Raw genomic sequence first — 13808 nt, 5'->3', positions numbered from 1 at the left:
TATCCCGCCTGATATGGGAAGATTAAGCCCCAACGGAAGGCGATAGGCGATAACACGCCGCACAATATACCGTGTTATGCGGTAACCGGCGCTGCGCAGGGCGTCATGCCACGCAGCAAGCCATCATTGCTCGGGGATCAAGATCTCGCGCTTGCCGACGTGGTTCGAGGCCGAGACAAGCCCTTCATCCTCCATCTGTTCGACCAGACGCGCGGCCTTGTTGTAGCCGATACCAAGCTTGCGCTGGATGTATGAGGTCGAGCATTTGCGATCCTTGATCACAATCGCGACGGCCTGATCGTATTGCGCGTCTTCGCCAGTGGTGTTGCCGCCGGTGTTCAAACCCAAAACTGCGTCGATATTGTCGGCCTTTTCGTCGGACGGCCCATCCAAGACACCGCCAACATATTCGGGGGCGCCAAAACCTTTCAGATAGGTGACGATCTCCTCGACCTCTTCATCCGATACAAACGGGCCATGAACGCGGGTAATCTTGGACCCGCCCGCCATGTAAAGCATGTCACCCATGCCCAGCAGTTGTTCAGCCCCCTGTTCGCCCAGAATGGTGCGGCTGTCGATTTTCGACGTGACCTGGAACGAGATACGGGTGGGGAAGTTCGCCTTGATCGTGCCCGTGATCACGTCAACCGAAGGACGCTGCGTCGCCATGATCAGGTGAATACCCGAAGCCCGCGCCATCTGTGCCAGACGCTGGATGCAAGCTTCGATTTCCTTGCCGGCAACCATCATCAGGTCGGCCATTTCGTCCACCACAACCACGATATAGGGCAGCTTTTGGGGCTCGAATTCCTCGGTCTCGAAGATCGGCTCGCCGGTGTCGTCGTCGAACCCGGTTTGCACAGTGCGTTCGAACATCTCGCCTTTGGCAAGGGTATCGGCCACGCGCCCGTTATAGCCTTCGATATTCCGAACACCCATCTTGGACATCTTGCGATAGCGGTCTTCCATCTCGCCCACGACCCATTTCAGGGCGACAACCGCCTTTTTGGGGTCGGTCACGACGGGGGACAGCAGGTGCGGAATGCCGTCATAGACGGACAGTTCCAGCATCTTGGGGTCGATCATGATCATCCGGCAATCTTCCGGTGTCAGACGATACAGCAGCGACAGGATCATCGTGTTGATTGCCACCGACTTGCCCGAACCCGTGGTCCCTGCAATCAGCAGGTGAGGCATCTTGGCAAGGTTCGTGACAATCGGATCGCCGCCAATGTCCTTGCCCAGCGCCAGCGGCAGGCCGTGATTGCCGTCGCCGAAATCGCGTGTCGACAGGATTTCGCGGAACGACACCATCTCGCGCTTCTCATTGGGCAATTCAATCCCGATCACGGACCGGCCCGGCACGGTCGACACACGCGCTGACAGCGCCGCCATTGAGCGTGCGATGTCGTCGGCCAAACCAATCACGCGGCTGGCTTTCAGGCCGGGCGCAGGTTCCAGTTCATACATCGTAACGACGGGACCGGGGCGCACCGATACGATTTCACCTTTCACGCCGTAGTCATCCAGCACCGTTTCCAGCATCCGCGCGTTTTCTTCCAATGCCTCGTCTGACAGGTGATGCCGTTCAATATTCGCCGGATTAGCCAGCAGGTTCAGCGGCGGCAATTCATAGCCGGGATGGCTGTCTTCGAATTTCAGCGACGGTTGCGCCTCGGCTTTGGCACGCGTGGATCGCGGTGCCGGCTTGGGCGCGGAATGCTGCACAACCTTCTTGGCAGGCTGCGACAAACCGGCATGGGATGGTGTATAGACGCGCGGTTCCGCTCGGGCGGCTTCCGGGTTCATCAGATCTTCGACAACCAGATCGTCGTCATTGGTCAATTCTGGCGCGGTCATCATCGGCGGTTCGGTCGGGTAAACCGTGTCGATTTCGCCCCGAATTTCCATATCTTCCGGCTGTGGGTCGGTATTCAGGATCATTGGGTCCGGGCTGCGGCGGTGGCGGGCCACAGCACGCGCAAGCGGGGGTTCGGCTCGCAAGGGGTCGCCCAATGTCGGCTGATGTGCGCGGTTCTTCAAGGCCGACGCGATCTTGGCACGGATGCGATCTTCGCCGCCCAGTCCTTCGGGAATATCGCCGTCATAGGTCGGTTGTTCGACCAATTCCGGTTCGGGTTCCGCGTTACGGCGGAACAAGGAATTCAGAAGGCCGGGTTTCGCCGGGGCGGGGGCCGGTTGCTCGATCACCTCATTATAGCCGTCGGGCGCGCCATTCACAGGCGGTTCGGGCCGCATAACTCGCGCGGCGCGCAGAGGCGGGGGAGCGGTGAATTCTTCGTCGTAGAGCTCGTCAGCTTCTGCTTGCGCCAGCCGTTCTTCCTTGCGCGCAACTTGGCGGGCCTGCATCTGACGCGCAGTCGCAGCGGCACCCAGGGCTGCGCCCTTTGCGCCCTTGCCAAGCAGGGATACAACGCCTGCATAGCTCATCACCAGCCCGACCAGCAGGAAATGACCGAAGCGTTGAAGCTCAAACCGGTCGATGCCGATCGCGAACAGAACCACAACCAGCGCCGCGATAGCCGACACAACGGACATGACCTTCAGCCCAAGCCCGGCGCCCACCGGCAGCCCGGCCAGAACGGCACCCAAAACGGTATCGCCGAACAGACCGCCCAACCCAAAAGAATGCGTCCACGCCGCCCCCGGCACTAGGGTCGAGGCATAGATCGAACACAGCGCAACCGCGATCGGCGCAAAAATCATCCGCCCCATCACCCGATCTTCACCGATATGGAACGTCAGGCGCAGACCCCAGACCGCAAGGATCAGCGACAGCGACCATGCCCCCAGCCCAGCAATAACTGCCAAGGGCGAGGCGACAAAGGCACCAATCCGGCCCAAAGCGTTCTGCGCGGGCGTATCGGTGGCTGACATCCAGCCGGGATCTTCGGGCGAATAGCTGCCAAGGATCAGCGCCACGATGACACCAAGGGCGATCAGCCCCAGTCCCAGAAGCTCTTTCCCCCGTCGCTCAAGCACAGCCTGCGTGTTGCTGTCAAAGATGGGATCCCGTTGTTTTGCCTGATACGCCATACCACCACGTCCTTAATTGAACAGACAGTCACGAAGTTGAATCAACCCGTGCTGCATTTCTTGTTTTGGGGCCACCATGGCGACCCGAATATACCCCTTGCCGGGGTTTTGGTTATTCACATCCCGCGACAGATACGCGCCGGGAAGCACCCGCACGCCTGTCTCGGTCCATGCTTTCATCGCGGCCGCCTCGCCGTCATCGACGGGCAGCCACAGGAAAAACCCGGCCTCTGGCCCGATGTAATCTTCTATGCCCGCAAACACCTGGTCCGCGATAGCGTATTTTTCCTGATAGAGCGCGCGGTTTTCAGCCACATGCGCGTCGTCCGCCCAAGCGCGCTCGGCCACGCGTTGCAAGGGCAGCGGCAGCGGCGCACCGGCATAGGCGCGCAACTGGCGCACGCGGCGGATGCTTTCCGGCCCGCCCGCCACGAAACCCGACCGCAGACCGGGCAGGTTCGACCTTTTGGACAGCGAATGAAAGACGACCACACGTTCCGGGCTGGCGCCCCCTTCGGCAGCAACCTCAAGCACGCCTACGGGCGGGGTATCGCGATAAATCTCGGAATAACATTCATCGGCGAAAATCTGGAAATCGAACTTCTCGGCCAATGCAATCAGGTTTGCCCAGTAATCCCGGTCCGCCACTGCGCCTTGCGGGTTGGTGGGCGAACAGACATAGGCCACCTGCGTCCTGTTCAGGATCTCGGGCGACAATTTCGAATAGTCGGGCAGAAATCCGGTTTCGGCGGTTGCTGGCAAAAACACCGGCTCGGCCCCCACGGTCATCGCGGCGACGGCATAGACCTGATAAAATGGGTTGGGGATCAGAACGACGGGCTTTTCACCGCGCGGCGTTTCTTCGGGGCAGAGTGCGATCAGCGTGTTGAACAACCCTTCGCGCGTGCCATTCAGCGCCATAATCTGCCGGTCCGGGTCCACCTGCACACCATACCTGCGCGCCAGCCAACCGGCGATCGCCGATAACAGTTCGGGGGTGCCATCATTCGGCGGATACTTCGCGAATTCATCGGTATGGGCCGCAATGACCTGCGGCACCCATTCGGGGAATGGATGCTTCGGCTCGCCAATCGTCATATGCATCACCTCGCCACCCGGCTTATGGGCGTCAAGAAGCGCCCGCAGGCGCGGGAATGCATAGTCGGGCAAGTTGGAATACCGCTCGGGAAACGTCATTTGAACGTCACTATACTGCCTCAGATCTCGGGATCATGTCGCCCCGTTTCGGCTAAGGATAGCTCGCAATTCCCGGCGGGTCCAGAAAAACGCCGGAATTTTCGGTGGTTGTCGGATCGTTATGTGGCATTTAGGCCAAAACCGCCTCGGCGGCGGCACCAAGGCGCAGCAATTGAGCCTCCGCCATCGGGGCCCCCTGCAACAAGATACCGGTCGATGGCAGGCCCGTTGGCAGGGTCAGCCCGCTTGACCCCATCAGATTGCCGATCCGCGTGTTGCGCAGCGCCATCAGGTTTTCTTCGATGTAATATGCGTGGTCGGTCATCAAGCGCTCAACATTCGGTGGCATGATGGGGGCTGTCGGCAGAACCACCGCATCGAACCCTGCGACTGCGGCGTTATATTCCTTGCGAATGTCGTCCAGCCGCTGCCACGCGCGCACGAATTCAACGCCAGTATATTGCCCACCGGCACGGAACCGGTCGCGGATTTCAGCAAACATCAGGTCTGGCTGGGCCTCGATCTTATCATACCAGGTGGCATAGGCTTCGGTGGTGAACAACACGCCGGACATGGTCAGCGCCTCGTCCACGATGGGCAGGTGGGCGCGTTTGACAATGCAACCTGCGTCCATCAGACGACCAAGCGCGCTGTCGAACCCGGCCTTTGGCTGGTCGCGCGCATCAGTCAGCCCATTTTCCAGCACCAGAAGGCGCACGCCCTTCAAGCTTGCACCGCGCAGATCGGGCGCCGGACCCCCTTCCAGCGCGGCCAGCAGCAGCGCGGTGTCTTCGACGGTGCGGCACAGCGGACCGATCGTGTCGAACCGAGGGGCCAGCGGCACGGTGCCATCCGACGACAAACGCCCACCCGACGTTTTCAGTCCAACCAGATCATTCCAAGCCGCCGGAATGCGCACCGACCCGCCCGTGTCGGACCCAACCGACCCCGCCGCCAGACCAAACGCGACCGCGGTGGCAGCACCCGAGCTTGACCCGCCCGACACAGCCTCAAGGTCATTCACGCAAGGGCTGGTCGCCGTCACCGGGTTCAATCCAAGGCCCGAGAAGGCCAACTCGCTCATATGCGTCTTGCCCAGACAGATCAGACCCTGCGCGGTGGCGTTGCGCAGAACGGCGGCGTCCTGCGTGGGCACGCGGTCTTTTAACAGGGCCGAGCCTGCTTCGGTCACAACGCCTGCGGTGTCAAACAGATCTTTCCAACTGATCGGCACACCGTCCAGAATGCCCACGCGATGACCCGAAGCAGCGCGTTTTGATGCCGCCGCAGCCTCGGCCAGCGCCCGGGATTCGGTCAGGCGGGCATAGATGCGATCCGTAAACTCATGCGTCTTGATCGCGTCCAGAAACGTCTCAGTCAAGGCAAGCGGATCAATGTCACCGGCGCCAATTCCCCGGCCCAGATCGCCCATGCTCATGGTCAGCCATTGGTTGGTCATCCTAGCTCTCCCGTCTTCTGCCAGCGTGACGGTAGCGGCGCATCGGCGCATGGACAATCCCTGATGACCAGTTCAAAAAGAGGATATGAAACTTGATGCCGATATTCTGATCGTAGGTGGCGGGCTGAACGGCCCTGCCCTTGCGCTTGCCTTGGCCGACAACGGCTTTGACGTGACAATCATCGACGCGCAGCCCAAGGGCGCGCGGGGCGATGATGATTTCGACGGACGCGGATATGCGCTGGCATTGGCATCACAACGGCTTCTGTCGGCCATTGGCGTCTGGCCCGCGGTCGCACCCAATGCCCAACCGCTTCTGGATATCCGCATCTCGGACGGGCGCCCCGGCGAGGGCGTCAGCCCCTTCGTGCTGGAGTTCGATCACGCCGAGATCGACGAGGGCCCGATGGGGTACATGGTCGAAGATCGCTTCCTGTCGCGCGCGCTGCTCGACGCGGTCGACGCGCACCCGAAAGTGACCCTAATTCACCAGGAAATGGTCGAAGCACAGACCGTTGATGCCGCATCCGTCACGCTGGACCTCGCGTCAGGCAAGCGGCTGACCGGGCGCATGGTCGTTGGTTGCGACGGGCGCCGGTCGGGCACAGCCGAACGCGCGGGCATTGGCCGCGTCGGGCATGATTACGGGCAGACCTCGCTGGTCTGTGCGATAGATCACGAACTGCCACATAATGGCGCGGCGCATCAGATGTTCATGCCCGCCGGGCCTTTGGCGATCCTGCCGCTGCCCGGCAATCAGTGTTCAATCGTCTGGACAGAAACCCATGCTGAGGCCGCGCGGATCAACGCGCTGGACGACGAAGGATATCTTGAGGAATTGCGCCCGCGTTTCGGCTCGTTCCTCGGGCAGATCAGCCTTGCGGGCAAACGCTTCACCTATCCCCTCAATCTGACGGTGGCCCAAGCATTCGTGGCCGACCGGTTGGCGCTGGTGGGGGACGCGGCGCATGGGCTGCACCCGATTGCGGGGCAGGGTTTGAACGCCGGGTTAAAGGATGTGGCTGCCTTGGCCGAGGTGCTGACCCACGCCCGCCGGCGCGGTGAAGACATCGGCCGTTTGGACGTGTTGGAGCGTTACCAGCAATGGCGCCGTTTCGATGTGGCGCAGATGGTCGCCGCCACCGAAGCTACCAACCGACTGTTTTCAAATGATAACCCCCTGCTGCGCACTGTGCGCGACGTGGGGCTGGGAATGGTCAACGCAATGCCGGGACTGCGGCGTAGCTTTATCCGCGAAGCCGCCGGGTTGACCGGGGATCTGCCCCGACTGTTGCAGGGTCGCCAAATCTAAGGATCTAGTCCTCGATCTTGCGGGCCTCGTCCACCAGCATCACCGGAATACCACCGCGAATGGGAAAGGCCAGCCGGGCGGCCTTCGACACCAGCTCTTGCTTTCCAGCATCATAGCTCAGAACCGTCTGAGTGACCGGGCAGACCAAAGCCTCGATCATATGGCGGTCGAATTCGGGGGTGGGGGCGTCGGTCATTGCACTTTCTCCTCGCCCGCGCCGCTGCGCAGGGTGTATTCCATCAGGGTCACCAATGTCTCGCGGCGGGTGCTCAGCGAAGGGGCCTCTAACAACGCCTGTTTGTCTTCAGAGTCAAAGGGGCACAGCATCGACAACGCATTGATCAACAATTCATCTTCGGCAGTTTGCAGATTTTCCCAATCGGTCTGCAATTCTTCAAGGTTGAAATACCGTTCCAACAACTTGAAAAACGCATCGCGATCCAGCGCCGGATCATGTTCGGGCTGACCCAGATCGCGATCAAAGCTGCGCCAATCGGCTTCGGTTCGCAGATAGGGCGTGAACCCTTCCTGCACCGCGCCCAGTCGGAACCGCGAAATACCAGTCAAGGTGATCATATATCGCCCATCATCCGTTTCCGTGAATGACGTGATGCGACCGGCACATCCGATTGCGTGAAGCCGCGCGCCGTCGTCCTGACCTTCGCCGATCGGCTGAATCATCCCGATCAGCCGCTCGGGCGTTTTCAGCGCATCTTCGAATAGCGCTAGGTAGCGCGGTTCGAAGACGTGCAGGGGCAGACGCCCACGCGGCAGTAACAGCGCCCCCGGCAAAGGGAACAACGGCAGGAAATCGGGCAGGTCAGCGGCTGACATCATAGGATCACTGTAGCGCGACTCGCGCCATCACACAAAGATCATCGACGACAGCTTGCGACGACCCGTCAAGGCAATCGGATCTTTCGCATCCAGCGCGTCAAAAATCGTAAACAACTGGGCCTTGGCGGCAGCATCATTCCAGTCTCTATCCCTGCGGAAAAGCTCCAACAACTCGTCCACAGCGCCCTGTACATCGCCTGACGCATTCAACGCGACCGCAAGATCGAAGCGGGATTGGTGATCGTCCGGGTTGGCATCGACGGCGGCGCGCAGGTCGGTCACCGGCCCCGCGTTTTCCGCTTGGCGCGCCAGCTCAATCTGTGCGCGCACGGCCTCAAGTTCCGGCGCGTCCGAGATCGCAGCAGGCGCACCGTTCAGAACGGCCTCGGCCTCGTCCACGTTGCCCTTGGCGATATGCGCGCGGGCCAGACCACCAAAGGCGGCGGCATTGTCGGGGTCTTCTTCCAGAATCGCGGCATAGGTCTGCGCGGCATCATCAATGGCGCCGGCCTCAAGCATCTCGTCAGCGGCGGCGATCGCTTCGGCCAACCCACCGCCCCCGTCACCTGCCAGAGCGGCAACACGGCTCACGAACTCCTTGATCTCGGATTGCGGTACGGCACCCTGAAATCCGTCAACAGGCTGGCCTTGCCAAAACGCATAAACGGTGGGGATGGACTGCACTTGAAGCTGACCCGCGATCATCTGGTTTTCGTCCACGTTGACCTTGACCATGCGCACCTTGCCGCCCGCTTCGGTGACGGCAGCTTCCAGCGCGGGGCCAAGCGTTTTGCACGGGCCGCACCACGGCGCCCAGAAATCTACGATGATCGGCACCTCTTGCGAGGCTTCGACCACGTCCTGCATGAAGGTCGCCTCGCCCACATCCTTGATCAGATCAGCTGCGGCCGGTGCGCCGCCCAGTTCAAGTTCCATCGCTCAAGCTCCTTCAGTGTGCTGGCAAATTCGTTAAGGTCTATATGACCCCTGCCCCGCCGATTTTAAAGATCGAAAGTCGCAAAGACCGGCGCGTGATCAGACGGCTTTTCCCAGCCCCGCGCATCGCGCAAGATCCGCGAGGCGTGGCCCGCGTTCGAGATGTCAGGCGTCGCCCAGACATGATCCAGCCGCCGCCCCTTATCCGCCGCGTTCCAATCCTTTGCGCGATAGCTCCACCAACTGTAAAGCTGCCCCTCGGGGATGTCCTGTCGCGTGATATCGACCCATCCCGCCGCATCCTGAACCTGGGCCAGTGCCTCGACCTCGACCGGGGTGTGGCTGACCACTTTCAGAAGCTGCTTGTGCGACCAAACGTCATCCTCGCGCGGGGCGATGTTCAGATCACCCACGAGGATTGATTTACCCGGCTTCTCGCCAAAGAAGTGGTCGCGCATGTCGGTCAGGTAATCAAGCTTCTGCCCGAACTTCTCGTTCACCTCGCGATCCGGCACATCGCCGCCCGCTGGTACATAGAAATTGTGGATCGTGACGCCGTTTTCCAACTGCGCGGCAATGTGGCGGGCATGGTCAAGACCGGCAAAATCGAAGCTCACCACCTCTTTCATCGGCAGGCGGGACAGGATCGCGACGCCATTATACCCCTTCTGCCCGCGCGCAATCATGTGGGTGTAGCCAAGCGCGGCAAAGCCTTCGGTCGGGATCTTTTCCACGGGGCTTTTGCATTCCTGAAGGCACAAAACATCCGGCGCTTCTTCGGACAAAAGCTTCTGCACAATCGGTTCGCGCAAACGCACCGAGTTGATGTTCCAAGTGGCAAGGGTGAAGCTCATGATATCCTCCGGCGATCGCAGCGTGGGGCGACCATAGAGGACGGGGCAAAAAGTGAACAGGGGCGAGTTTCGCCGCGCACCCACGTAGTGAACAGGACGGGTGTGACGGGTGCGGGGGTTTATCGCTGGATCGCTGCGCGCTTTACAGTCCAGAGGGTTTGGCTGGCGAGAAAGGTGCCGGGCCGCGGTATTTGCTGGGGGATGAGGCGGTCGGGCCGGAGGATTAAGGGAGGCTTTCGTATTCGCTCAATGACGACTTTGAGCCCAGAGTGACAAATACTGCGCGATGCATGGACGGCAGCTTAAAGTGCCTTTTTTGTTTCTTATGCTTTTGATAGCACGAAGCATGGAAAAGCCGACAGAAACAAAACAATCAAGGTTTAAGACTTGGGCTTACGCAATCTTTATTAGCACCTTCCTTTGTGTGTGGCTCAGCGGAATGACCGCAGGTCTGATGGCCGGAGCGTGCCTGAATGATCGATATGAAGGTGCTAAGAAGCTTCGGTTTTGCAGTATTTCACTCACTGCCGGTGCTTGGATGAAATTGTTTCCCATTGAACGAGCAAAGCAGGCCATCATCCAACTCGAACGAGGGATAGCGCTGTCTCAGGTCGGTCAAGTAGACGAAGCGGTCGAGGCATTTGATCGAGCCTTGCGCGATGCGCGGGCCAAACCGGGCTCATGGGAACCGAGATTACTACAGCGAATGGTTCAACTTGAAGACCGCAGAACCCTAGCACTGTGGGTGTCGGTCGTTGAGTCAGCTAAATAGGAGGGTCAAACCGCTTAAATTCTGCTGAAAGCCGCCACTGCCTCAGCTGCAGCGAAAGCCCTCTTCTTCCCGCACAGCCAACATTCACAAAAAGACCGGGCACAAAGGCCCGGCCAGTCCATCAGGGAGGATATGCCCATAACCCCGGGCACGAGGGAACCTGTTAAGCGTTCAACCGATACCCGCCGCTTTCCGTCACCAACAGCCGCGCGTTTGACGGGTCGGGCTCGATCTTCTGGCGCAGGCGATAGATATGCGTCTCTAACGTGTGGGTTGTGACGCCTGCGTTATAGCCCCAGACCTCGTGCAGCAGCACATCGCGCGCCACCACGCCGTCACTTGAGCGATAGAGGAACTTTAGGATGTTCGTCTCTTTCTCGGTCAGGCGGATCTTGCGCTCATCCTCGGTGATCAGCATCTTCATCGACGGTTTGAACGTATACGGCCCAAGCTGGAAAATGGCATCTTCACTTTGCTCATGCTGGCGCAGCTGGGCGCGGATGCGAGCCAGAAGTACCGGGAATTTGAAGGGTTTGGAGACATAGTCATTCGCCCCGGCGTCCAGACCCAAAATGGTGTCGGAATCGGTGTCATGACCGGTCAGCATTACAATCGGGCATTTGACACCCTGCTTGCGCATGACGCGGCACAGCTCGCGCCCGTCGGTATCAGGCAAACCCACATCAAGGATTACCAAGTCATAGATCGCCTCTTTCGACTTGGTCAGTGCCTCGGCCCCTGTGCCAGCTTCGAAAACCTCAAAATCCTCGGTCATCAAAAGCTGCTCTGCCAACGCGTCGCGCAGATCCTCATCGTCATCAACCAACAGTATCTTTTTCAGCGTGGACATCTCGCCCTCCTGTGTCGTGCTTCCTCATCAAATGTTGCTGCCTCACGCAAGTGGCAAGATTTGCAACAAACGTCTCACGGCCTCGTGTTAATTCGTCGGTAAATGTTTCATATCATGACAGTTCCGCCTAACTATGGTCGTGAAAGGATGCCGATGACACTCGCCCCCACCCAGACCCAGCTTTTGGCCCGCGCCCGCACCGATTTGCGCGTGGGGGTGCCGATTGTACTGCGGCGCGACGGGCGCATCGTGCTGGTCGCCGCGGCCGAGGCACTGACGGCGGGGCGACTTGCGGACATGCGAAGACTGGGTGCGCCGGTACTTGCCATTACGCCACGGCGGGCAACGACACTGAAAGCCCGCGCTTATTCCGATCAGGTAGCCCGGATTGAACTGCCGGACGATGCAGGCGCCGACTGGATTGCGGCTGTCGCCGACCCAGCGGATGATCTGACCCACCCGATGAAGGGGCCATTTGTCACCCGGCGCGGTGGTGATGATGGGCTTGAAGCCGAAGCCATTGCGCTCTGCAAATCCGCGCGCCTACTGCCTGCAGCTTTGGTCATCGACGTCTCTAACGCACCCGAAATCACCTCGAATGATAACCTGACCGAGGTTTCGTTGGACGATCATCCGATCACTGATCTACATCTCGCCCCCGTCGTCCACGCCCGCCTGCCCCTGTCCGTCAGCGAGGCGGGGCGGCTTCATATCTTCCGCCCCAGCGATGGAGGCGAGGAACACTACGCCATCGAAATCGGCCGCCCCTCGCGCAAAAACCCCGTTCTGACCCGCCTGCATTCGGCGTGCTTCACCGGCGATGTGCTGGGCAGCCTGAAATGCGACTGTGGCCCGCAACTGCATACCGCACTGGCACGCATGGGCGACGAAGGGCACGGCATCCTGCTCTATCTTAACCAGGAAGGGCGCGGCATTGGCCTTGCCAACAAAATGCGCGCCTATTCTCTGCAAGATCAAGGCTTTGACACGGTCGAGGCAAACCACCGACTGGGCTTTGAGGATGACGAACGCGACTTCCGCATCGGGTCGGAAATCCTGAAATCTCTTGGCTTCACTTCGGTGCGCCTGATGACCAACAACCCGCGCAAAGTTGCGATGATGCAAGACACCGGCATCCACGTCGCGGAACGCGTCCCGCTAAGTGTTGGCAAAGGCGCGCATAACGAAGCTTACCTCGCCACCAAGGCTGCGAAATCCGGGCATCTTCTGTGATCCCCCACCGTCACGATATGGTGGTGACCCGCTGGGGCGCCCGTTTCATGGGGCGGCGGTTTCCCGTCGCAATCGGACGCGGCGGGATGACCGACGACAAGCGGGAAGGCGATGGGGCGACGCCACGCGGAGCCTGGCGAATCGTTGGCGGCTATTACCGTGCCGACCGGCGAAGACCTTTCGGCATGCACGACCTTCACAAGATCAGCCCGCGCGACATCTGGTCAGACGATCCCGCCGACCCAAATTATAACCATCCGCTGCGCCGCACGAACCACCCATTCAGCCACGAAAAGCTCCGTATGACGGGCAGACTCTACGATATCGTGCTGATCAGCGATTGGAACTGGCCCGACGCCCAACCCGGAAAAGGATCTGCCATCTTCATCCACCAATGGCGAAAACCGCGCCACCCGACCGCCGGATGCCTGGCTTTCGCGCCCCGCGACCTGCGCTGGATCATGTCCCACTGGACCCCAAACAGCCGCATCATCGTCCGCTAGACGTTTCTTCTGGCCGAAAATATCCTGGGGTGAGCGGCGCAGCCGCGAGGGGCAAAGCCCCTATCCATAATCCCGATCGCCAAAAATGGCTGACCCCACACGCACGAACGTGGCGCCTTGCGCAATCGCACGCTCAAAATCGCTGCTCATCCCCATCGACAACTGTTTAAGCCCGTTGCGCGCGGCCATCTTGGCCAGCAGCGCGAAATGCAGGCTGGGTTCTTCGTCTACCGGCGGGATACACATCAACCCGACCACGGGCAGGGCCAGATCACGGCATTCATTGACAAAGGCATCAAGGTCGTCGGGCATGATCCCGGCTTTCTGCGGCTCTTCCCCGGTGTTGACCTGAATGAACAGCGTCGGGCAATGGCCTTCTTCCTCGGCGATGCGGGCAATCGTGCGAGCCAGTTTCGGACGGTCGACCGAGTGGATGACATCGAACAATCCCATCGCCTGACGGGTCTTGTTGGATTGCAGGGGGCCGATCAGGTGCAGTTCAACCCCGGCGAAACGCTGTTTCAGGTCGGGCCATTTGCCGACCGCTTCCTGCACCTTGTTTTCACCGAACACGCGGTGGCCTTCTTCCAAGACCGCAACGACGCGGTCCAGCGGCTGTTCTTTGGACACGGCGATCAAGGTTGTTGATCCCGGCGCACGGCCCACGCGCGCCTCTTCCTTGGCGATGCGGTCTTTGATGTCTGAAAGCGGCATGGGCACTCTCCGAAATTTTAATTTCCCTGTAACAGGTGTCCCAAAAGAAAAGAGCGGGCACAAGGCCCGCTCTTCCCTAATCAA

At 60.1% G+C, this 13808-nt stretch carries 13 protein-coding genes; 4 read left to right on the top strand and 9 right to left on the bottom strand.

Features of this window, described 5'->3' with window-relative positions; all coding sequences use genetic code 11:
• Positions 1 to 123: 123 nt before the first annotated feature.
• The 3 genes from MN186_RS14405 to MN186_RS14395 all read right to left on the bottom strand — a co-directional run bounded on the left by MN186_RS14405 (position 124) and on the right by MN186_RS14395 (position 5713).
• On the bottom strand, positions 124 to 3057 hold the full coding sequence (locus MN186_RS14405; RefSeq protein WP_242115066.1) for a DNA translocase FtsK: 2934 nt from the start codon (positions 3055 to 3057) through the stop codon (positions 124 to 126).
• Between the two features lie 12 nt (positions 3058 to 3069).
• The gene (locus MN186_RS14400; protein WP_242115065.1) at positions 3070 to 4254 is read right to left on the bottom strand and encodes an aminotransferase class I/II-fold pyridoxal phosphate-dependent enzyme; all 1185 of its coding nucleotides are present in this window, start codon (positions 4252 to 4254) and stop codon (positions 3070 to 3072) included.
• Between the two features lie 130 nt (positions 4255 to 4384).
• A complete protein-coding gene (locus MN186_RS14395; RefSeq protein WP_242115064.1) occupies positions 4385 to 5713 on the bottom strand; it encodes an amidase in 1329 nt (442 codons plus the stop codon).
• An 85-nt stretch (positions 5714 to 5798) separates the two neighbouring features.
• Here MN186_RS14395 and MN186_RS14390 point away from each other — a divergent pair, with 85 nt between their 5' ends.
• Complete coding sequence (locus MN186_RS14390; RefSeq protein WP_242115063.1) at positions 5799 to 7025, top strand: FAD-dependent monooxygenase; 1227 nt, start codon at positions 5799 to 5801, stop codon at positions 7023 to 7025.
• Positions 7026 to 7029: 4 nt separating this feature from the next.
• Here the strand turns inward: MN186_RS14390 and MN186_RS14385 are convergent, their stop codons facing one another.
• The 4 genes from MN186_RS14385 to MN186_RS14370 all read right to left on the bottom strand — a co-directional run bounded on the left by MN186_RS14385 (position 7030) and on the right by MN186_RS14370 (position 9652).
• Entirely contained in the window at positions 7030 to 7221 is a 192-nt protein-coding gene (locus MN186_RS14385) for a Trm112 family protein (protein WP_242115062.1), read from the bottom strand.
• Positions 7218 to 7862: an LON peptidase substrate-binding domain-containing protein gene (locus MN186_RS14380; protein ID WP_242115061.1), complete on the bottom strand. Its 645-nt coding sequence runs from the start codon at positions 7860 to 7862 to the stop codon at positions 7218 to 7220. The genes MN186_RS14385 and MN186_RS14380 overlap by 4 nt, the downstream gene beginning before the upstream one ends.
• 27 nt (positions 7863 to 7889) lie before the next feature.
• Positions 7890 to 8798: a thioredoxin gene (trxA, locus tag MN186_RS14375; protein ID WP_242115060.1), complete on the bottom strand. Its 909-nt coding sequence runs from the start codon at positions 8796 to 8798 to the stop codon at positions 7890 to 7892.
• A gap of 65 nt (positions 8799 to 8863) precedes the next feature.
• Positions 8864 to 9652, bottom strand: coding sequence for an exodeoxyribonuclease III (locus tag MN186_RS14370; protein WP_242115059.1), 789 nt, complete (start codon positions 9650 to 9652; stop codon positions 8864 to 8866).
• A 346-nt stretch (positions 9653 to 9998) separates the two neighbouring features.
• On the opposite strand from MN186_RS14370, the gene MN186_RS14360 reads away from it, so the two are divergent.
• Complete coding sequence (locus tag MN186_RS14360; RefSeq protein WP_242115058.1) at positions 9999 to 10424, top strand: hypothetical protein; 426 nt, start codon at positions 9999 to 10001, stop codon at positions 10422 to 10424.
• Positions 10425 to 10587: 163 nt separating this feature from the next.
• Here the strand turns inward: MN186_RS14360 and MN186_RS14355 are convergent, their stop codons facing one another.
• A complete protein-coding gene (locus MN186_RS14355) occupies positions 10588 to 11274 on the bottom strand; it encodes a response regulator transcription factor (protein ID WP_242115057.1) in 687 nt (228 codons plus the stop codon).
• A 153-nt stretch (positions 11275 to 11427) separates the two neighbouring features.
• Between MN186_RS14355 and ribA the strand changes: the two genes are divergently transcribed.
• Together ribA and MN186_RS14345 are read left to right on the top strand one after the other, a co-directional pair.
• Positions 11428 to 12507: a GTP cyclohydrolase II gene (gene ribA / locus MN186_RS14350; RefSeq protein WP_242115056.1), complete on the top strand. Its 1080-nt coding sequence runs from the start codon at positions 11428 to 11430 to the stop codon at positions 12505 to 12507.
• A 17-nt stretch (positions 12508 to 12524) separates the two neighbouring features.
• A complete protein-coding gene (locus MN186_RS14345) occupies positions 12525 to 13010 on the top strand; it encodes a L,D-transpeptidase family protein (RefSeq protein ID WP_242115284.1) in 486 nt (161 codons plus the stop codon).
• A gap of 60 nt (positions 13011 to 13070) precedes the next feature.
• Here MN186_RS14345 and MN186_RS14340 read toward each other — a convergent pair whose 3' ends face one another.
• Positions 13071 to 13724, bottom strand: a complete 654-nt coding sequence (locus MN186_RS14340) for a YggS family pyridoxal phosphate-dependent enzyme (protein ID WP_242115055.1) — start codon at positions 13722 to 13724, stop codon at positions 13071 to 13073.
• Between the last annotated feature and the right edge of the window lie 84 nt (positions 13725 to 13808).

Origin of the sequence: Aliiroseovarius sediminis (assembly GCF_022678485.1) — a bacterium.
Classification (GTDB): domain Bacteria; phylum Pseudomonadota; class Alphaproteobacteria; order Rhodobacterales; family Rhodobacteraceae; genus Aliiroseovarius; species Aliiroseovarius sediminis.
This window is presented reverse-complemented; position numbering and strand designations above follow the sequence as displayed.